The sequence below is a fragment of the Thermincola sp. GK-1 genome (assembly GCF_059412445.1).
On sequence record NZ_JBSQAT010000007.1, the window covers coordinates 100,758 to 119,083 of the forward strand.

At 42.8% G+C, this 18,326-nt stretch carries 20 protein-coding genes; 2 read left to right on the forward strand and 18 right to left on the reverse strand.

Translation table 11 applies throughout. From position 1 onward, the window contains the following. Positions 1-12: 12 nt before the first annotated feature. The 13 genes from ACSNJE_RS08655 to ACSNJE_RS08715 all read right to left on the reverse strand — a co-directional run bounded on the left by ACSNJE_RS08655 (position 13) and on the right by ACSNJE_RS08715 (position 10,152). The gene (locus ACSNJE_RS08655) at positions 13-219 is read right to left on the reverse strand and encodes a hypothetical protein (RefSeq protein WP_495252493.1); all 207 of its coding nucleotides are present in this window, start codon (positions 217-219) and stop codon (positions 13-15) included. A gap of 73 nt (positions 220-292) precedes the next feature. Then, positions 293-1,015: a hypothetical protein gene (locus ACSNJE_RS08660; RefSeq protein ID WP_495252494.1), complete on the reverse strand. Its 723-nt coding sequence runs from the start codon at positions 1,013-1,015 to the stop codon at positions 293-295. Positions 1,016-1,047: 32 nt separating this feature from the next. Beyond that, a complete protein-coding gene (locus ACSNJE_RS08665; protein WP_495252495.1) occupies positions 1,048-1,401 on the reverse strand; it encodes a replication terminator protein in 354 nt (117 codons plus the stop codon). Positions 1,402-1,719: 318 nt separating this feature from the next. After that, the gene (gene recD2, locus ACSNJE_RS08670; protein WP_495252496.1) at positions 1,720-3,930 is read right to left on the reverse strand and encodes an SF1B family DNA helicase RecD2; all 2,211 of its coding nucleotides are present in this window, start codon (positions 3,928-3,930) and stop codon (positions 1,720-1,722) included. A 301-nt stretch (positions 3,931-4,231) separates the two neighbouring features. Next, positions 4,232-5,293, reverse strand: coding sequence for a metallophosphoesterase family protein (locus ACSNJE_RS08675; protein WP_495252497.1), 1,062 nt, complete (start codon positions 5,291-5,293; stop codon positions 4,232-4,234). Further along, positions 5,290-5,925 carry a P-loop NTPase family protein gene (locus tag ACSNJE_RS08680; protein ID WP_495252498.1) on the reverse strand — a complete coding sequence of 212 codons (636 nt, stop codon included), beginning with the start codon at positions 5,923-5,925 and terminating at the stop codon, positions 5,290-5,292. Before ACSNJE_RS08680 ends, ACSNJE_RS08675 begins: the two co-directional genes overlap by 4 nt. After that, the gene (locus ACSNJE_RS08685) at positions 5,906-6,193 is read right to left on the reverse strand and encodes a hypothetical protein (protein WP_495252499.1); all 288 of its coding nucleotides are present in this window, start codon (positions 6,191-6,193) and stop codon (positions 5,906-5,908) included. Before ACSNJE_RS08685 ends, ACSNJE_RS08680 begins: the two co-directional genes overlap by 20 nt. A gap of 15 nt (positions 6,194-6,208) precedes the next feature. Next, complete coding sequence (locus tag ACSNJE_RS08690; protein ID WP_495252500.1) at positions 6,209-6,451, reverse strand: hypothetical protein; 243 nt, start codon at positions 6,449-6,451, stop codon at positions 6,209-6,211. Position 6,452: 1 nt separating this feature from the next. Next, on the reverse strand, positions 6,453-7,916 hold the full coding sequence (locus tag ACSNJE_RS08695) for a hypothetical protein (protein ID WP_495252501.1): 1,464 nt from the start codon (positions 7,914-7,916) through the stop codon (positions 6,453-6,455). Next, positions 7,831-8,199 (reverse strand): hypothetical protein, encoded by a 369-nt coding sequence (locus ACSNJE_RS08700; protein WP_495252502.1) that lies wholly within the window; start codon positions 8,197-8,199, stop codon positions 7,831-7,833. The genes ACSNJE_RS08695 and ACSNJE_RS08700 overlap by 86 nt, the downstream gene beginning before the upstream one ends. A gap of 49 nt (positions 8,200-8,248) precedes the next feature. Further along, positions 8,249-9,061 carry a hypothetical protein gene (locus ACSNJE_RS08705; RefSeq protein ID WP_495252503.1) on the reverse strand — a complete coding sequence of 271 codons (813 nt, stop codon included), beginning with the start codon at positions 9,059-9,061 and terminating at the stop codon, positions 8,249-8,251. A gap of 71 nt (positions 9,062-9,132) precedes the next feature. Continuing rightward, positions 9,133-9,597 carry a hypothetical protein gene (locus ACSNJE_RS08710; protein ID WP_495252504.1) on the reverse strand — a complete coding sequence of 155 codons (465 nt, stop codon included), beginning with the start codon at positions 9,595-9,597 and terminating at the stop codon, positions 9,133-9,135. A 273-nt stretch (positions 9,598-9,870) separates the two neighbouring features. Further along, positions 9,871-10,152 (reverse strand): helix-turn-helix domain-containing protein, encoded by a 282-nt coding sequence (locus ACSNJE_RS08715; protein ID WP_495252505.1) that lies wholly within the window; start codon positions 10,150-10,152, stop codon positions 9,871-9,873. 345 nt (positions 10,153-10,497) lie between these two features. Between ACSNJE_RS08715 and ACSNJE_RS08720 the strand changes: the two genes are divergently transcribed. Both ACSNJE_RS08720 and ACSNJE_RS08725 read left to right on the forward strand, forming a co-directional pair. Then, positions 10,498-10,908 carry a helix-turn-helix domain-containing protein gene (locus ACSNJE_RS08720; protein ID WP_495252506.1) on the forward strand — a complete coding sequence of 137 codons (411 nt, stop codon included), beginning with the start codon at positions 10,498-10,500 and terminating at the stop codon, positions 10,906-10,908. 334 nt (positions 10,909-11,242) lie between these two features. Beyond that, positions 11,243-12,754, forward strand: coding sequence for a recombinase family protein (locus tag ACSNJE_RS08725; RefSeq protein ID WP_495252507.1), 1,512 nt, complete (start codon positions 11,243-11,245; stop codon positions 12,752-12,754). Here the strand turns inward: ACSNJE_RS08725 and ACSNJE_RS08730 are convergent. The 5 genes from ACSNJE_RS08730 to nuoL form a co-directional block, all read right to left on the reverse strand. Beyond that, positions 12,751-12,882, reverse strand: coding sequence for a hypothetical protein (locus tag ACSNJE_RS08730; protein WP_495252508.1), 132 nt, complete (start codon positions 12,880-12,882; stop codon positions 12,751-12,753). The two genes, ACSNJE_RS08725 and ACSNJE_RS08730, sit on opposite strands and share 4 nt — an antisense overlap. Positions 12,883-12,963: 81 nt before the next feature. Then, positions 12,964-13,323 carry a YraN family protein gene (locus tag ACSNJE_RS08735; RefSeq protein ID WP_013120877.1) on the reverse strand — a complete coding sequence of 120 codons (360 nt, stop codon included), beginning with the start codon at positions 13,321-13,323 and terminating at the stop codon, positions 12,964-12,966. A gap of 52 nt (positions 13,324-13,375) precedes the next feature. Further along, a complete protein-coding gene (locus ACSNJE_RS08740; protein ID WP_013120878.1) occupies positions 13,376-14,815 on the reverse strand; it encodes an NADH-quinone oxidoreductase subunit N in 1,440 nt (479 codons plus the stop codon). Continuing rightward, complete coding sequence (locus ACSNJE_RS08745; protein ID WP_013120879.1) at positions 14,815-16,344, reverse strand: complex I subunit 4 family protein; 1,530 nt, start codon at positions 16,342-16,344, stop codon at positions 14,815-14,817. Before ACSNJE_RS08745 ends, ACSNJE_RS08740 begins: the two co-directional genes overlap by 1 nt. Next, on the reverse strand, positions 16,344-18,317 hold the full coding sequence (gene nuoL / locus ACSNJE_RS08750) for an NADH-quinone oxidoreductase subunit L (RefSeq protein WP_052217891.1): 1,974 nt from the start codon (positions 18,315-18,317) through the stop codon (positions 16,344-16,346). Before nuoL ends, ACSNJE_RS08745 begins: the two co-directional genes overlap by 1 nt. Positions 18,318-18,326 lie beyond the last annotated feature (9 nt).

The following is an 18,326-nucleotide window of genomic DNA, read 5'->3' on the forward strand; positions in this document are numbered from 1 at the left end:
ATAAAAAGGTTTTTATTTCTTGTTCTTTTCCGACCACAAACGTATTTCAATTTCCTCGTTTGCCTTACTGACCGCCGTAACAAGTTCAGTTCGCATTCCTGGGTACGGAAATGACAATACCGTTTTTGGCTTCCCATAAGTTTTTATTGAAACAAAGAATACTTCATCTGGTTTTTGTTTTGGAGTGAAATTAACAGACGCTATATCACCAACACGCATACTGGGGCCTCCTTTTATTTTGTTTTAGCGGGGCTAGGTACCCCGCCAACTCAATTATCCATTTGGTCAAAAACTAGGAAATGAGAACTATGCTACCTTCTTCAATTTGGGTTTTAAGATTCTGTTCAAAATACTCTCTTATATTTAACATGGCCTTGTTCTTCCACGCCCCTCCATCAGCTTCAAAAAGGGCCATTTCCGGTGTTTCGTGACCACTTCTCATCCGGAATACAAACAAGCTTTCGGGTTGTTCAACTTCTACAAAAGTTCTGTAAGGCTTTAGGGTGACTGGATTAGGGACAGTTACTTCTTCAACCTTTGCAATGCCGACCTTAGCTTGAACCGTTTGTGAAATGCCATCATCACCATAGGTTTTGACTACGCTGTCTTTGATATTTCCCACCAGAGACAGAATAGCAGAGGAGTGTTCATTACGGATAAATTTACTCTGCATGGCAATGATAAAGGACTCAGAGTCCATGAACTGTCCAAACTTGAATTCTGGAATCCTTGCCTCAGCCTTAACATAACAATCACGTTGTTTAAAGGGATCATATAATGGCGAAAAAACTTTAACCACTGTAGGATTGACAACTTGAATAAATACAGGAAATGCAACATCATCAATATTGCTTTTTATGTAGTCAACGATAGAAGTTAGGCTACTTACTTCCAATGGTTCCGGTTGGGATGGCTTAACAGGATGTAACTGGTTCCGTGAATATTGACGTCCATTAACTTCTAATATTTCATCCTGGGCCAATCCAACGATATACTGTAAAGCCTCTTTTATCATGTACGGTTCCCCCTTAAATTTTTAATTAGTTTTTATTTTTGCATCTGAACAACTTTACCGTTGTCCTTTACCAGATCATCTATGGCCATCTGTCCGGGAATTTGCCGATTTACCTCAGCAGCCACTACCTTACCCTTAGAATCCCGGTCAATAATCAGCTTGGTTTCAACTGACTTAGGCGGTACCAGAGATGGTTTTACTGTAAAATCTACATTGACAAAAACCCTGTCTTCGTTCGGGTGAAATGACAGCGTTAATGTTATCTTCCTAACTTTTTTTGCTTCGGTGTTAGGGTCTGCAATATTGTCCAGTACTTCCTGGAGAACATCTTCAAACCTCTCCTGCATTGCTCCGTTTGCAAGAGTTTCAAAACTGAGCTTGTCCATAGAAATCTCCCCTTTTTAATTTTGGTTTAAAAGGATTATCTTTTTGATATGGTGCTTCCTGGACTATTTTGATAAGTTTTTTTGGGGCTATTTCAACTCATTAAATGTCCCAACCAATCAACATATATCACTTAACATCAACTCTTTCTGGCGGGGGTCTGGTCTTATTCATGATACCACCCTTTTTGTTAATTATTTATGAGCATAAAAATCTAAAAAAAAGGAATATTATAATCTATTCTTGTGTACACTATAATGAGTTAGTCTGCTTGTCTTTTTAAAACGGGTAAAAACTTAAACAATAAAGTTATTTTCCCCTTAACCTCTTAACCTTTCTTTCAGCCGGCTGAATCTCTCTGAGATCACATCATTCTTAATGGCCTTCTTTATCGCCAGTTCCTGCCCTATTAGCACCAACCTGTCCTTTGCCCTGGTAATTCCCGTATAGATTAAATTCCGCTGTAGCATGATGTAATGCTGATTTACTATCGGCATAATTACAAGCGAAAACTCAGAACCCTGGCTTTTGTGAATTGTACTGGCATAGGCTAAGGTAACTATCTCTAAGTCACTATAAGGGAAAAATACTTCGCTGCCGTCAAAGTTGATGTAAACCCCTTCTATCGGCCCATCACCCATATTCTCTTCTCCTATCGCTACCACTTGGCCAATGTCACCGTTAAACACCATTTTGTCATAGTCATTCTTGATAACCATTACCTTGTCTTGTAGTCGATACAAACTCTTTGTCTTATTCTCCGGCGTTTCCGGGTTTACCACATCACGGATCAACATGTTCAGGTTATTAACCCCAGCGGATCCTTTTCGCATAGGTGAGAGTACCTGGAAATCCATGATACCGCAACCCTGCTTTACAGCTTTTTTTACTTCTTCGATAACCAGTTCAGCCGCTTTGTCCGCATCATCTACTATCCTACAAAGATAATCTTTTTGGTTTGCATCGGGTCCGAATAATGGAATATCCTGACCTTTTCTTATCTGATGAGCATACAAGGCAATATTGCTACCCTGGGCCTGCCGGTAGTTATATTCAAGGAACGTAGTAGGAATAACCTTAGAATCAATAGAATCACGAAGTACACTTCCTGGGCCAACGCTGGGGAGCTGGTCAACGTCACCAACAAGAATAACCTGCATTTCTTTTGGTACCGCCCTAAATAGGGCATCAGACAATTCAATGTCTGCCATAGAAAATTCATCCACTACCAGTAGTCCGGGTTCAAGAGGATTTAATTCATTGTGCATAAATTCACCGTAACCGGGATTATACTTCAACAGCCGGTGAATCGTTAGTCCTTCGATTCCAGTGGTTTCAGTAATCCTCTTAGCTGCCCTGCCTGTTGGAGCTGCAAGGTAAATCCGTTTTCCGACATTATACTGTTTCCATATATTTATTACTCCGTTGATTACCGTAGACTTACCTGTCCCGGGGCCACCAGTAATGATGCTTAATGGTTCAACTACCGCCATCCTGACCGCTGCCCTCTGCTCCGGAGCATATTCAATATTTATCTCCTGTTCAAAGTCAGCGATCCTTTTATCAATATCCATAGCTTCCAATTTAGGCCGGTTAGCCATTAACCGCATTTTCTGTGCCAGACTAACCTCTGCTTCATACAGGTGTTTCGGGTAAATGCAGTCACCTTCCCTGATAACCCTCTCCTTGGTTATAAGCCTTTGACATGCTGCCGCCACGTCTGCCGTTTCAATTCCTGCCCCATTACCGCAAAGTTGTTTTACCGCAGGTATCGTGTCTCTCGGTCTAAGGTAACAGTGTCCGTCATTCCCGGCTTCATTTATAGCGTATTCCAGTGCCGCTTCCACCCGGCAGGGGTCGTTGGGCAGTATCCCCACGGAGTAAGCAATCTTATCTGCTGTCTTAAAACCTACCCCGTGGATAAAGTCTGCTATAACGTAAGGATTTTCTTTTACTACCTTAATAGCATTCTGCCCAAAAGCATTATATATTTTAACTGCTAGGTTTGGGGTAACTCCGTCACGGCAAATAAGAGCCGATAGCTCCGCCAACACACTATTTGCCGTGAGATGTTTATGTATTTCCTCTGCCATTTCCGGAGTTATCCCCTTTATCTGTAGCAGACAACCGGGGCCCTGCTCCTGAATAACCTGCAGGCAATTTTCGCCGAGTGTATCATATATCGCATTGGCTTTGACATAGCCTATACCGTAGCAGGTTGATGTGAGATAGGAGGTAATGCCTGCCCTGGAAGTCGGCATCTTGATATCGTAAGCCGTAAACTTAAACTGCTTACCCCACTTAGGGTCATTGTGCCAATATCCTTCGAATTCAACTTCATCCTCTTCCCTGATCCCCGTGGTATTGCCAACGAATTTATAGATTGATTCGCCAAAATCTCCCCTATCTATTACCACATCTAATATTGTAAAGCCGTTATCTGGAGTGGGGCCAAAGCGGATTCGGCTAACGGTACCGGTGACTTTTTCGGTTTCAACTACAGCCTGGGTTTTCCTCTTTCTGGCTACCATTTACTCCACCTTTTCTTCCTGCCCAGTTCTTCCTTGGCCTCATTCAACTACAATGACAGATTCATACCTTTTTGGCATTTTTTCACCACAAATCGGACAATAGTTAAAGTAAATGTGTTCGCTGGTTCCTTTTTTGGATAACCTTATTTCCTTTTCTGGCCTATACCACTCGATTTTTGCCAGTGTATACGGTCTTACGTAAACTTCTATATATAACGAAAGTGTAACGCGAGCATTTCTACCGTGCTTACTGTTTTGTTGAGATATTTTTCTGGCCAATTTCTCTGCGCAGGTACACATATTAGCCCACCTTCTTCCTGCCCAGTTCTTCCCTGGCCTTGGCTATTCTCCTAAGCAAATCATCCACTAAACCCTTCGGTAGCTTTTTCCTTTCCGACAGATCCTTGATTATCTCTTGCACCGACAAGAATCGCATTTCGCCTTCCTGATTCAACAGGTTCAGGAATTTCTTCATATTCTCTTCACGTTCAGTAACTTTAACAATATGCTCCCGGGAGAGGACTTCGCTGCCCGGCCTAGCAGATTGCAGTCTTACTAGTCTTGCTTCCACCTGCCTATCGGTGAATTCTAAGATTGCCACCTGTACCGGTCTGACCATTTCCTCCGGATCTGCCTCTACCCGGGCCATGGCTCCGGGGTTGCAGAAAAGGGTTTCGCCAGCATCCTTGTAAATTTGTCCCCTCGGACAATGCATTGCGATAGTTTCATCCACATCTCTACTTATAAACAATCCGAAGCCTCTATGTAGGTGTCCAGCGAGTATAACATCAGCATTGGTTTTGCAGTTCTTGATAGTGGTGTGAGCTCCAGGTATCGGCTCTGACGTCAACATTCCATGTACTGCATGAACAATCCAAACATTATCAACCGATGTCATATTTGATTTAGGCGCCATATAATCTTCTCCGTTTAAATCCATGTTCGTATGATAACCCTGCCCAGTCAGTTGAACCGCATAATTACCAAGGTCAAATATCTCCGGTTTTCTGCCCAGTATCTTTATTATCCTAGTCCTATCTAACAATCCAAGCTTAGTACGGTAAATGGTATCAAGGTTATGTACGAATTCATCATGGTTCCCTGGTACTACATACATGGGTACCGGTGATTCCAGAAACAGCTCCGCAAAATCCCCCGCTACCGAATCCGACAGATCTGGAATATTAAACAAGTCGCCACTGTGAACTATAATAACCTTTGTACCCGGTTTAATCATCTCTTGGGCCATGTAGAACACTTCTCGAAACTTGGCCTTCATTGATTCAGCAAAATTGTCTGTTCTGCCCTTTGGGTTAATGCCTTGTATATGACTGTCGGTAATGTGTATTATAATAAAACTCACTGCCTCACCGCCTCACTTATACCGTTCTTCTTGGTCACTTCGTAAACAACATCGGCTACATCGGCTATAGCTGTATGGTGAGTAACGTACCATACCTGCTTATTGGTCCGAGCAGCATACTCCTTAATGAAATAGGCAAAATTCTTGATCTGTCTCAGGTCAATGTGTTTACCTACTTCATCGAAGAATACCGGTCCGGTGCAGTTGAACAACTTTAACAGGGCCGTTCTGAGGGCTGTTGAAACAACGTCAACAGCACCCCCGCCATCATCCTCCGGTACATGCTCGACATTGTGTTCTCCGGATTCATCAACAATCAACCAGTAAGCTGCCGGGCTGTCGGAGTACATTTTCATGTCAACCTTAAACCTGCAATTATCCTCAGTGAAAACCGTTTGCATCCCAGCAGTAACAATTTGCTCAACATGGGCCACCGTTTGGGCCCTGGCATATTCGGCAGCTTCAGCGCAAAGGAGCTTCTCTGCTTCCCAGTTTCGGATATCATCCTTAGCCTGGAAGAGTTCGTTCTCTGCTTCCCTGTGCTGTTCCCGAAGAGCTTCCCTTGCTCCAAATTGCTTAGTATAATCAGATTGCATTTGATTGACTATGTTTTCAAGTTGTTGGAGGGTCATCAGTTTGGCCTCCTTCCTCATACCATTTAACGCTATCTATATCAGAAACCCCGATTTCGCAATCCATCCGGCACAAAATTGCGTCTACTATGATATCCTGTAATGCTTCCTTCACTTTATTTAAGTTGATTGTGACAACGTATCGTTCTTCGGAAAAGTCACCGGTCCATCCTAACCGCCTTTTTAAGTTGGCAAATTCATCACTTTTCTGAATCAAATCAATTAGCACCGGTAAATCAACAGTTGCAGTTCCTTTTGGAATCATCATAACTACATCACCCCACTACATCACCCCAAGATATTTTGCTGGGATAAGTTTTTCAGCTTCGGCCAGATCCTTTGCAATCTGTTCATCCAGTTCAGCAATAACAGCATCGGCATTCTCCGGTTCAACATCAAGAGCCCTGATTTCTTCATCCACTTTCTGAAGCTGCTGTTCATATGTTTCCAGGTTGGTTTCCGCCCTGGTTCTCTCAGTCTTACCTTTCTCTATAGCAGATTTAAGCAGGTTGATTTTATCCAACATTTTAGATTACCTCCTTTAACTTTTCCGGATTAATTTCGGCCCCGCAAGTGGGGCAAATTTTATGCTGCTTTAGAGCTTCAAGATATTCCCTTTGCAGGTTCTCAATTTTCTCCGTAGCCCTGGCAAGTGATTCTTTTTCTGACTGAATCAGGCGTAAAGTCTGGTTTTTCTGGAGCCTTAACTTCATTAGTGCCAATCTGTTTTGATTGTTCGTTTCGGCCTGTTTCAGGAGAGCCTCAGCATGTATCAATCCGGCTGTATCCGTCAAAACCTTTTGAGTGTAAGCAATATTTTTCCTAACCACATTTCTGGCATTCACAAGTTCCATCAAATTAATCTGCTTAACTTTGTTCCTGTCTGCCCTGCTCAGAGCCTCTTCGGCCTGGGCCAGTGTTTCCGTATTAGTCACAATCGCCTTGGCTTCCTCAATGGCTTTAAGCAATTCTGTCCTTTGCCTAAGTAGCTTTTGAAGGTTGTTTTTCCGGACTATTTTTTGCTCTCCTTCAGTTACAATGATACCCGCATCATATATCCCTGCAGTAGTTTTTATAATCTCTTTGGCTACGTTAATAGCTGATAATAATCCATCCCTCCGGCTAACCAGGGACTTAAGATTATTTCTGCGAATCTGCAACTGCTCCAGCTCCATTACTGCGAGTTCGGCGTCCTCAACAAACTTTGTGCCAGCAAGCCGTTCCTTCTCCGACTTAATCTTTATCTGCAAACATTCTCTTTGGGTCAGCAATTCCTGTAGCCTGTTCCGAAACGCTGTAAACTTCTTTATCCGCTGCAAAATCAACCCAACAGCCTTTATCTTTGCGTCTAACTCTTCCAGGTGGTCATATTCCTTTATCTTTTCTGCCAGATCCTTAACTTGCAATTCCAGCCGTTTTTCATCCTGCTTCCTACGGTAGATATCAGCACCCAAACACTTCCCGGCATAGTCTATTTCTTCCGTTCCGGCCAGTTTACCAAGTACCTTTGCTCGGGCCGGGGCGGTAGTGTTCTTGGTACCCATAAACGGACCGTCTAACTGTTCTGCAATGTTAATGTATAATGGTTCAATCCCGGCTATTAGTAATGGCCTTACGCCCGTTATTTCCTGTACTTCAAGTGGTACGCAACCTTCTCTGCCTTCATCAAATTCTGCCACTCTGCCATCCGGATAAGTGATTGTATATCGGCTAATTCCGCCCCTTGTACGACGGTACCTGACCATGTGCCCATCATCATACTTGGCTATCAGGATGCACTCATTGGCGCCTTTGCGTATAAACCCATCACCGGCAGGGATATTATAGAACAACTTCCGGAAGGCCCGGATTATGTTTGATTTGCCGTTGCGGCTAGGACCAACAAGAACGGTCAGCTTCCCTGCTTTAGCAGGTTTGATTATCGTTTTCTTGTGACTGGTAAAGTTCAAAATCTCGAATTCCACTATCTGCCGTTCTATCCTGCGTTCCATCCTGAACCTCCTCTCCGTAATATCCGTAATATTGGTTAACTTCAGACACACTCATATATATCTCAAACTTCACTTCATCTTTCACTACACTGACAGCAATAGGATATACCGGTTCGTATGACAGATCCCTTCGCGTAATTACCAGCCCTTCGGTGCCCTTTGGAAACAACCTTGCAAACAGTTTAGCGTTAGATATAAAAATCTCTCGTTCGTCAAAGTTAATAATGCCTATTCCCGGAATATTAACCTGCTCACCGTAGACTTTCACTTCAAGTTCAATCAAGGCAATCCACCCTTTCCTTAAACCCGCCCCTGGGGGATGGAGAGCCTTATTAATAAGGCTCCCCATCATCCTCAACGGTTATTGTAGTCTGTGTCTGGCCTATACTGCCAGTAGAACCTTCTGTTTCATCGTAATCGTCGGAAGTAATTTCCGTTTGTGCCCAGGAGCCAGCAAACTGCTTCTTAATTTTATTGAGTTCCAGCATGTCTTTAGGCCCGACCCTATTCCCGTTTTTCGGTTTAATAATGGAAACATCATAACCACCGACTTTGCCGGGAACTAACCCCAAAATAACCTCGGCTGCAAGGTCAGGTATGCCCTGGGTAATTCTGGCACTCCAAAAATTATCCCACGCAGACAATGACGTTGGAGGCAAAGTAATCATAATCGGTACAAACTGTCCTGTCGGGATAATGAATGCTCTGCGCATTTCCTTGCAAGCCTTACCTTTACGTTGTTCTTCCGCCGTTGAAGCGGACCCCCATTGGTTGTTTGGGCAGGTTACGCATGGTCTTACATTTCCTTCGCGGTCTGTACCGTTAATTCCATCAAAAGAGCTGCATATAGGGATTTTATCTTCCTTGTTAGTTTTATCCCAGTAACCCCTGGTAATCTGCTTAAATACTACAACACCTTTAATTTCATCATGCGCCTGACCCAGCGGATCCATAAAAGTCTGGTTATCTTTGTTAATTTTGAACCGCTGAGGCTTAAAGTTAAACCCCTGTTTGCTGGTTTCATAATCGTCAGCAAGTGCTAGTGCCAATTCTTGTTTTTCTTCCGGTGTCAATCCCGTGGTGTCAATATTGGCTAAAATCATATCAACCTTGGCCTGATCAAGAGTGGCTAATGATGTACTCATATAAATCATCCTTTCTTTTTTGTTAATTATTTCTTTTTTGTTAATTATAGGTGCTGGAGTCCAAACCCCTTTTACTTGCAGGCAAGCAAGTTCAGCTTGGTAACCAACAATTCACCGGCTGTCCTTATTGCAGCAAATTCATCCTGCAACATTTCAAGGTCAAATAATGCTGCGTTATATGCTTCTTCAGCAGCCTGGTATTTTTGTAACGCTGCCAAGTAATCGGGGTCCGTCTGTTGTCTCAGAGCCAATTCTGCTTTCCTAGCTACATCATTTGAGAATCTGGCCTTAATCTTCCCATTTTCTTCGATTGTTTCGGCATTAATCTCGGCCATAAGGATTCCTTCAGCAGCCATAAGGTTGTTCTTGGCATTTTTCAGCTGCTGACTCAAAGCAGTAACGTTGTTTTTTTGAACCCTGATTTTCCCGGGCTGTTCCTGAATCTTTTTAATCATCCCGTCAATGTCGGTCTGTTCGATAAGCTCCCTGTTGGCTGCAAGAATAGCAGCCTTTAGTTGTTCTTGAAATTGAAGCATAAAATCACCCTTTCTAAGATTTTTTTAATAAACCTTCACTCTTTACCGGATGGCTCCGTTATGAAAAAAATACTGCCAGCATTCTCGCCGCCTTTTTTCAGCCAACCGTTTTGCACGCCAGACCTTATAATATTGAATTAGCTTTCGCAATCTATCCCCCCCTTTGTTAAGGTTTTATCAATCTCAAGCTCATATATGGTATCATTCAATAATCGAATGCCTTGTAAAAAAAGATTTTTATCATAAATATCATGATAAACAATTCGAGGAGTTTCATAGGTCTGTTTCGTCTGATTCGCTTGGATCACCGTCTGGCTCGCTGACATCTTCCTCGGCCTCCTTAACCAGTTCCCAAAGCGACACCCCCAAAGCAACAGCTATCATACAGAGCATTTTAAGTGATGGGTTATGCCGCCCTTTTTCAATATCAAGGTAATACTGGTAATTAATTTCTGCTTTGTTAGCTACGTCCGCTGCCTCCATGTCCTTTAGTACCCTATGGCGTTTAATGATTTTTCCTAAATTTGCTCTCAGTTTAACATGATCTTTGGTCATTTGCTCACCTCCACTTATCTTGTTGTGTTTCTTGTTGCTAAGTATTTATTAGTATGTTGGGCAAAAAAATAGTGTATTAGGGTAAAAAACACTTTACATATATCCCCTTTCACTATCATTATTTACTTAGATTATACTAATATATACTTAGCATGTCAATATATATTATGAAATTTTACTATTATTTATGAGTATTTTTGTGTTTTCACAATTTTCCATTTTTTAAATTAAGCTTGCTTTGGTATAATTAGCAGTAGAACATGAATATAGGTATAATTTATGAGCATAACAGTTAAGTTATAGCAATATCTCTTGGATTGAAGGGGTAGAAGGAGAGAGAATAACATGACAAAAGAGGTCTCCAAAAATCTTATCATGAAGATAAAAGCAGCCAGAGAAATGAGAGGTCTCTCTCAGAGAGAGTTATCACTACGGGCAGGTTTGAGCGACGGATATATAGGCATGATCGAGGCCGGCAGACAAAATCCATCCCTAAAAGCCTTAAAGAAAATTGCCGATGCACTTAATCTGGACCCAGCATACTTAATAGAAGAAAAAGATAAACCAGGAATCTTGGTTGAAGCATACAAAAACCATCTCTCTGACAAGGAAAAAGAATTTATTGCTAACCAAAAAAACATGCCATGGATTACACTTTCCAGAGAACTAGATGAACAAGGTCTAACTCCGGAGCAGGTTAAGAAATGTATCCAGCTTGCTATGAAACTTACTGAACAAATAGGTCAAAAACAATAAAAGAACCCCAGTTGTTATTGGGGTTCTTGTTTATATAAAGTGTTTATTATTATTACTTCATCTGTTTCAAACTTCTCAATCCCAGGACCAAGGTCCTCATGGAAAACTGGTTTTTTGTGTGACACCCGCATCATCTCCCCTACTCTATTTAAAGACTTTGTTCTCTGAACCAGGTTTAGTAGAGGCGTGTATAGAAATCATTAACTATATTTAGAGAACAACTGTTCGGACTGTACAATTATTTTATCATTCAAATTGATATGGGACAAGGGAGAAATTTCATACAAATTTCACACCTAATTCGACAAAAATAGTAAAAGGAGCAAGAAAACATATGTCATCCATTGTAAATTCTTACAATATTGAGAATACTATTGTCTATCCAAGAAAATCACGGGAAGACATTGAACGTGAAAAAGAAACCGGCGAAGATTGTCTGACCAGCATGACTCAGCTTCTCATTGCAACCTGCGACCGTTATAATATTCCTAATCGTGAAGTGCTACCGGAGATAGGTTCTGCTGATACAATAGAAGGGCGCCCCGTATTTAGCAAAATAATTTATAAACTTATTCCATCCGGTAAATATCAAGCTATTGCAGTCCGGGAAATATCCCGCTTAGGACGTGGCAACTTTACTGACGCCGGTATAATTTATGATACCTTAATACACTATGGCATTTATATAGTCACCCCGTATAGGATATATGACCCTTCTAACCCTGCTGATCGCCGCGCCATTCGCATGGAATTGTTCATGGCTCGTGAAGAATATGAGTATACAAGGGAGCGCCTGAATTACGGCAGAGATATAAAAGCAGAACAGGGATATGCACCAGGCTATTTAGCCACTCTTGGCCTTGATTCTAAAAGAGGTAAGTTTATTGTTATACCTGAAGAGGCTGAATTGGTCAGAGAAATATTTGAAATGCGGGTTAAAAATATGTCGTATCAGGAAATAGCCAACATTTTAAATGGGCGTGGCTTAAAAACGAAAAGAGGAACTAAGTACCATCATACAACAATCCGAAGGATCTTAAATAATAAACTTTATATTGGTATACTCACTTGGAAAGGGAAAGAGTATCCTGCCCAAGTGCCTCAAATAGTAACAATTGAATTATGGAATCAAGTTCATCAAGGCATACAACCAAACCGGGCCCATAAAGTTAGTAAACCGCGGGATAATGACTACCTTGTTGAATTATATTGTCATGAATGTGGAAAAAGGATGTACGGCGAAATGGCCAGTAGTGTTAAGATTCTAGCAAGCGGAGAGCGAAAACTTTACACCAAATATCCAATCTATGTATGTATAGGTCGTAAAAATATTCCCAAGTGCCGGCACCAGCAACGAGGATGGTTTATCCATGACATTATTATCGGTGAACTGAAGAAACTGGTCGAAAATGAGAATATAGTTATGGCCATGGCAAAGGATCGTGACAAAAGATTATCTAACAATGAAGACCAATTAAAAAATCAAATTGCCTCTTTGGAGAAGAAGTTAAAACAAAAAGAACATTTTCTTATGAAACTGGATGAAGATTATCAAAACGGCCTATCCCCTGCTCTATATTCAAGACATTATGAACGGACTGAACGTGAAATAAAATCCATTAAAACGGAGCTAAATAAGAAAAAAGCTCTCTACAATAAATCTATTGTCAAAGTAGAATCACCTCAAAAAATTATGGGGCAGCTAAAAGAACTAATGGAAAATTGGGCTAATCTTCCTAACAGAAAGAAAAAGGCTATTATCAAATCCTTTTTCCCAAGGATTGAAATAGCTAAAGATAAAACTTTTTACATTACACGCAATCTTCCTAATACATTAGATGTTTAAATTTTTCGGCATCTGGAATTACTTCCTACGACCTCAAATGAAGGAAGACCGTTGGAAACATCAACTTCCACAGTAACCGGAACAGCCTGTAGACCTACAACTACTGCACTGTTCACTGCCGCAAGCATTTCACATCCACCACCTTTTTATACACACGCGGTATAATATATTTGATCCGGCTGTTTTTCCTTTTTTTTAAGAAAAAAATATTAAAACACTCCCGCGTAATGTTCAATCTGCGGTTTGTCCGACTTCAGGTTTACACCAACAAAATCAAAACGCATTTTTCTGTTGACCTGTTCGGGAAAGCATGTGAGGAAGCATTCGGCTACCCGGCGAATTTTCTGGATTTTCCTGGAAGTTATAGATTCGGCATGCGTACCGAACTTGGCAGATGACTTCGTCCTGACTTCAACAAAAACAAGATATTCTTTATCGACTGCAACAATATCAATTTCCCCAAAAAAGCAGCGGTAATTTTGCTTAATTATGCGAAAACCTTTCCTTTGTAAATATTCTGCAGCCAACTCTTCACCTTTCCGACCAAGTTCCAACCTTGCTTTACTCATTTTTACCTCCAAAGAAAGGGGCCTGATTAACCAGGCCCCTCACTCCCGTCTATTACATTAAGCTAAAGAGCGCTGCCGCAGCTTTATTGGCCAGGGCAGCCAACTCTGCGGGTCGAACACCCAGGTAAGCAGTAATGACTAGGCAAGCTATAAGAGTGAATTTTGATGCAGCGTTGATGGGTATTGCACTGTTATCAGCAGGATCAGCCATATACATTACTTTAACTACCGACAGATAGTAGTATACAGACGCCATACTCATAATCAGACCGATAATGGCCAACCAAAGGTAACCCTGCCCTACAACAGCGGAAAACAGGTAAAACTTACCGGCGAAACCGGCCAATGGAGGAATACCGGCCATTGACAGCAAGCAAACGGTTAAGACTGCAGCCATCAAAGGTGATCTCTGGGCCAATCCGGCATAATCCTTAATTTCATCACTACCGGTTTTCGCATAAAAATTCATAACAACTGTAAAAGCGCCGATTGTAGCAAAAACATAAAGCATACCGTAGAAGGCAACGCCTTTAGCACCAAGTTCATTGGCTGCTACAAGACCGGTCATAATATATCCGGCTTGCGCAATACTGGAGTAGGCAAGCATTCTCTTGATGTTAGTCTGCGGAATAGCCACCAGGTTGCCAATGATAATGGTAAGGGCTGAAAGAACCGCAAACAGCACTTTCCAGTGTACGGCCAGATCCGGGAATGCTACGAGGAACACCCGGAGGATAGCGGCAAAGGCAGCTGCTTTAGAACCAACAGCTAGGAATGCCGTTACCGGAGTAGGAGCTCCTTCGTATACATCCGGCGACCACATTTGGAAAGGTACGGAGGAAATCTTGAAACCAAATCCTGCTACCAGTAAAACCAGTCCCAGTACTACAGCCGGTTCCGCACCGTTACCGGCAATTTTGGTAGCAACATCAGCAATAATAGTTGTTCCGGTAAAACCATAAACCAAGCTCAAACCGTATAAGAGAATACCTGACGACATTGCCCCGAGAATCAGGTATTTAACACCTGCTTCGGCAGACTTATGATCTTCTTTCTTAAATCCGGTCAGGATATAGAAGGTAATAGTCATAAGCTCCAGGGCAAGATACAGGGTAATCAGGTCGCCGGCAGAAGCCATGAGCATCATGCCAAGTGTGGCAAATACAATGAGCACATAGAACTCACCGTAATAATATTCCATCTTTTTTACATATTGCACGGAAGCCATCGATACCAGAATTGCGGCAACAAGAAATAACTGCTTGAAGTATACTGCAAAGTCATCCAGAATGAACATCTTGTTAAGAGTTGAAGAATTAATACCGTACTGGGTAAAGGTAAAAGCCAGAATTCCCGCCAGACCAAAAGTAATCAAGTATCCCAGGCCGTACCTTGACTGTTTCGGAACCAGCAGGCCCACAACCAGTACAACTAATGCCAGAAGGGCTGTTAATGCTTCTACGCTCAATAAGCCGTAATTGATCCCAGCCATTAGAAGTTCCCCCCTATCTTAACGGCCTCAGCAAGTTTGGCAGCTATCGGCGCCATGCCGGAGTTAACCATGTCCATAATTAAGGAGGGGAATACGCCGAAGAGTACCAGAGCGGCACCAAGAACAACAATCGGTACCATGGCCGGACCTTTGGCATCTTCCAGGTGGTCGAATTCTTCTTTCCTGGGTCCGAAGAGTACATTGGCCACCATTCTGAGCACGTAGACAGCGCCCAAAATTACCCCGGTAAGAGCTATTATAGCCAAGGCCCTGTATTCAGGCACCTGGAAAACTCCTACGAAAACCGTGAACTCAGGAACGAAGCTAACTAATCCCGGCAGACCGGCGGAAGCCATAGCGGCCATTACAAATCCTACGGCTGCACGCGGCATCTGGTGGGCCAGACCGCCCAAGTCAGGAATATACCTGGTATGGGTGCTTCCATAGAGGAAACCGATCATAGAGAAGAACAGAGCTGACATTACACCATGCGCAAACATGTTCGCAACTGCTCCGTTGAGACCGATAATATTCAGGGAAGCAACCCCGATCAGTACGAAGCCCATGTGGCTCACCGATGAATAACCGACAACGTATTTCATATCTTTCTGAGCCAGACAGATTAACGCGGCGTATACTACGTTTCCTACAGCAAGGATGGCAATCACGGGAGCCCAGAACTTGGCACCGAGTGGAAGAACAAATAAGCCAATCCTGATTAAACCGTAGCCACCGATTTTCTTCAATACTCCGGCGTGAATCATACTGACTGCAGTCGGCGCGCCGGCGTAACCGTCAGGTGACCAGGAATGGAACGGAAACATGGACAACAGCGTGGTGAAACCAAAAGCCATCATACCAAACACAACTACCTGGAATTCATAGCTGAAGTTGGCCTTAGCCAATTGGTCGATGGCAAAGGTCGGAGCGCCCAGTATGTCAGCAGCGGTAACATACATCCAAATCAGACCGGCCAACAGGAAAGCGCTACCTATCAACAGGTAAATAGTAAGTTTCATACCAGCATATTCCTTGGTAACCGGTTTTTGCTTACTCTGACTACCCCAGATGATAACCATGATGTAAATGGGAATAACCACTACTTCATAGAAGAGGAAGAATATGAACAGGTCACGGGCAATAAATGTTCCCATTACACCGGCTATCAGGATAAGCAACAGGATAAAGAACTCTTTCGGCCTGTTGTCGATACTCCATGAGGAGTAAACTGCCGTAAAACCAATCAGGTTGGTCAGTAACAGCAATGGTAAACTTAAACCGTCAACCCCCAGAGCATAAGTTACACCTAAATCAGGCACCCAGGGAATTGTTTCGGTAAACTGGTAGCCGCCACCGAGGTGGTTTTTGTAATAGATTACAAAAATCACAACGGTCAGAGCAAGGGAAATGAAGGTGGAAATAGCAGAAACTATTTTAATGGTTTTTGCTTCTTCCTTGGGTATGAAAACGTTTATCAGGGCACCGATTATTGGCGCCAGTAAAATCGTCGTCAGTATCGGGAAATCCATTACCTGCCACCTCCTAACAACAGGGCAGCTGCAGTAGTGGAATCGCCGTTAAAAGCCAGGACCAAAACGATAACTACCACCGCAGCAAACAGGACCAGAGCATAATGCTGCAGTTTTCCTGTTTCAGTTCTTCTCAGGATACTGCCAAGAATCTTTGCGGCTAATCCTACACCGTTAACAATATTGTCAACGATTACAATGTCAACCCAGTACAGAATCCTACCTACCCCGTCCAGAATATTATGGATTAGCCAGAGGTAAATTTCATCAATATAGAATTTGTTGTAAGACAGTTTGTAGATTATGCCCAGCTTGGCCAGTGGTTCCTCCATAACGGTTTTTCTACCGTATACCATGAAGGCGCCGATAATACCGATTAGTGCCACAGCAACGGACAACGCTATCAGCGGAACATTAGCATGAATTGGTTCATATTCGCCAAACCGGATGTAATAAGCAAAATTCTCGGCTCCGTGTGTCCAGGGAGTTCCAACCCATCCGCCAACCACTGACAACACTGCTAATACAACCAGCGGTAAAGCCATGGAAAAGGGCGCTTCATGGGGATGGAAATGGCTGTCTCTTTGCTCGCCATGGAAGCAAATGAAAAACATCCTGAACATATAGAAGGCAGTCATCATTGCCGTTAATGTGCCCAAAATGAACAGTATTGAATAGGCTCCCGCATAGGGACCGGTTGCATGATGGAAAGAAGAGTTGGCCAATACTGTTTCCAATATCAGGTCCTTACTGAAAAATCCTGCAAAGGGCGGAATCCCTGCAATAGCCAGACAACCTATGAAAAAGGTCCAGTAAGTAATCGGCATCTTTTTCTTCAAGCCGCCGTACTTCCAAATGTTAGCCTCATTATGCATAGCGTGGAGAACACTACCTGCACCGAGGAACATCAACGCCTTAAAGAATGCATGGGTCATCAGGTGGAACATGCTGGCTGTCAAACCGCCTGCACCTAAGGCCAGCATCATATAACCCAACTGGCTGACAGTAGAGTAAGCCAGGATCTTTTTCATCTCTATTTGAGTGAAGGCTATTGATGCGGCAAAAAAGGCTGTAAATCCACCGACTACTGCAACCAATAGCATGGCTGCAGGTACAGTCTTAAACAAAACCAGAATACGTCCTACCAGGTAGACGCCGGCAACAACCATTGTAGCAGCGTGAATCAACGCTGATACCGGTGTCGGGCCCTCCATGGCATCGGGCAGCCAAACGTGCAGTGGGAACTGACCCGATTTACCAATAGGACCAAGGAACAATATCATGGCAATAGCCGTTAATCCAGCCGCTGTAAGACTGGTGTACTGTGTAAAGTTAGGGATCATTTCTCCTAGCTTTTGCAAATCGAGAGTCCCGAAATTGATTTGCAACAACAGGATACCCATCAGTAAACCGAAGTCACCGGTTCTGGTAGTGATAAAAGCCTTTTTGGCAGCTTCACGGGCTGAATATTTATGCCACCAAAAACCGATCAAGAGGTAAGAACACAAACCTACCAATTCCCAGAAAATAAACATCTGTAACAGGTTGGGAGCAATAACCAAACCCAGCATAGAGGCCGCGAACAATGACAGGTAGGAGTAAAATACGGAAAAGTTCGGGTCTCCGTGCATATAACCAAGGGAGTAAATCTGTACCAAGGAAGCAATTAATGTTACGACAAACAACATCATTGCCGATGTCGGGTCAATCTGTACCCCCATTTCGATTTCCAGTCCCGGCATACTAAACCACGTGACTGCTTGCTTAAAGGGGTGTTCCGCTGTAATCGGGCTTTCCGCGTGGAAAACACCCAGGCCTACACTTATCGCCAGAACAAATGAAATTAAAATGCATGCAATTGATAGAGCTGCGCTGAGTTTCGGCCAGGGTTTTAAAACGAAGACGATTAATACGAAGGATAATACAGGTAGAAGCGGAATCAGCCACGCATTTTGTATGGCGAAATCAATCATTGTTTACTT

What these genes read in the sequence shown, in the direction of transcription:
- ACSNJE_RS08730 (WP_495252508.1), bottom strand. Translation starts at nt 12,882, where the DNA reads ATGCTTGCGGCAGTGAACAGTGCAGTAGTTGTAGGTCTACAGGCTGTT.
- ACSNJE_RS08720 (WP_495252506.1), top strand. Translation starts at nt 10,498, where the DNA reads ATGACAAAAGAGGTCTCCAAAAATCTTATCATGAAGATAAAAGCAGCC.
- ACSNJE_RS08740 (WP_013120878.1), bottom strand. Translation starts at nt 14,815, where the DNA reads ATGGCTGGGATCAATTACGGCTTATTGAGCGTAGAAGCATTAACAGCC.
- ACSNJE_RS08690 (WP_495252500.1), bottom strand. Translation starts at nt 6,451, where the DNA reads ATGTTGGATAAAATCAACCTGCTTAAATCTGCTATAGAGAAAGGTAAG.
- ACSNJE_RS08655 (WP_495252493.1), bottom strand. Translation starts at nt 219, where the DNA reads ATGCGTGTTGGTGATATAGCGTCTGTTAATTTCACTCCAAAACAAAAA.
- ACSNJE_RS08705 (WP_495252503.1), bottom strand. Translation starts at nt 9,061, where the DNA reads ATGAGTACATCATTAGCCACTCTTGATCAGGCCAAGGTTGATATGATT.
- ACSNJE_RS08725 (WP_495252507.1), top strand. Translation starts at nt 11,243, where the DNA reads ATGTCATCCATTGTAAATTCTTACAATATTGAGAATACTATTGTCTAT.
- nuoL (WP_052217891.1), bottom strand. Translation starts at nt 18,317, where the DNA reads ATGATTGATTTCGCCATACAAAATGCGTGGCTGATTCCGCTTCTACCT.
- ACSNJE_RS08685 (WP_495252499.1), bottom strand. Translation starts at nt 6,193, where the DNA reads ATGATGATTCCAAAAGGAACTGCAACTGTTGATTTACCGGTGCTAATT.
- ACSNJE_RS08735 (WP_013120877.1), bottom strand. Translation starts at nt 13,323, where the DNA reads ATGAGTAAAGCAAGGTTGGAACTTGGTCGGAAAGGTGAAGAGTTGGCT.
- ACSNJE_RS08665 (WP_495252495.1), bottom strand. Translation starts at nt 1,401, where the DNA reads ATGGACAAGCTCAGTTTTGAAACTCTTGCAAACGGAGCAATGCAGGAG.
- ACSNJE_RS08660 (WP_495252494.1), bottom strand. Translation starts at nt 1,015, where the DNA reads ATGATAAAAGAGGCTTTACAGTATATCGTTGGATTGGCCCAGGATGAA.
- ACSNJE_RS08680 (WP_495252498.1), bottom strand. Translation starts at nt 5,925, where the DNA reads ATGACCCTCCAACAACTTGAAAACATAGTCAATCAAATGCAATCTGAT.
- ACSNJE_RS08695 (WP_495252501.1), bottom strand. Translation starts at nt 7,916, where the DNA reads ATGGAACGCAGGATAGAACGGCAGATAGTGGAATTCGAGATTTTGAAC.
- ACSNJE_RS08715 (WP_495252505.1), bottom strand. Translation starts at nt 10,152, where the DNA reads ATGACCAAAGATCATGTTAAACTGAGAGCAAATTTAGGAAAAATCATT.
- recD2 (WP_495252496.1), bottom strand. Translation starts at nt 3,930, where the DNA reads ATGGTAGCCAGAAAGAGGAAAACCCAGGCTGTAGTTGAAACCGAAAAA.
- ACSNJE_RS08710 (WP_495252504.1), bottom strand. Translation starts at nt 9,597, where the DNA reads ATGCTTCAATTTCAAGAACAACTAAAGGCTGCTATTCTTGCAGCCAAC.
- ACSNJE_RS08745 (WP_013120879.1), bottom strand. Translation starts at nt 16,344, where the DNA reads ATGGATTTCCCGATACTGACGACGATTTTACTGGCGCCAATAATCGGT.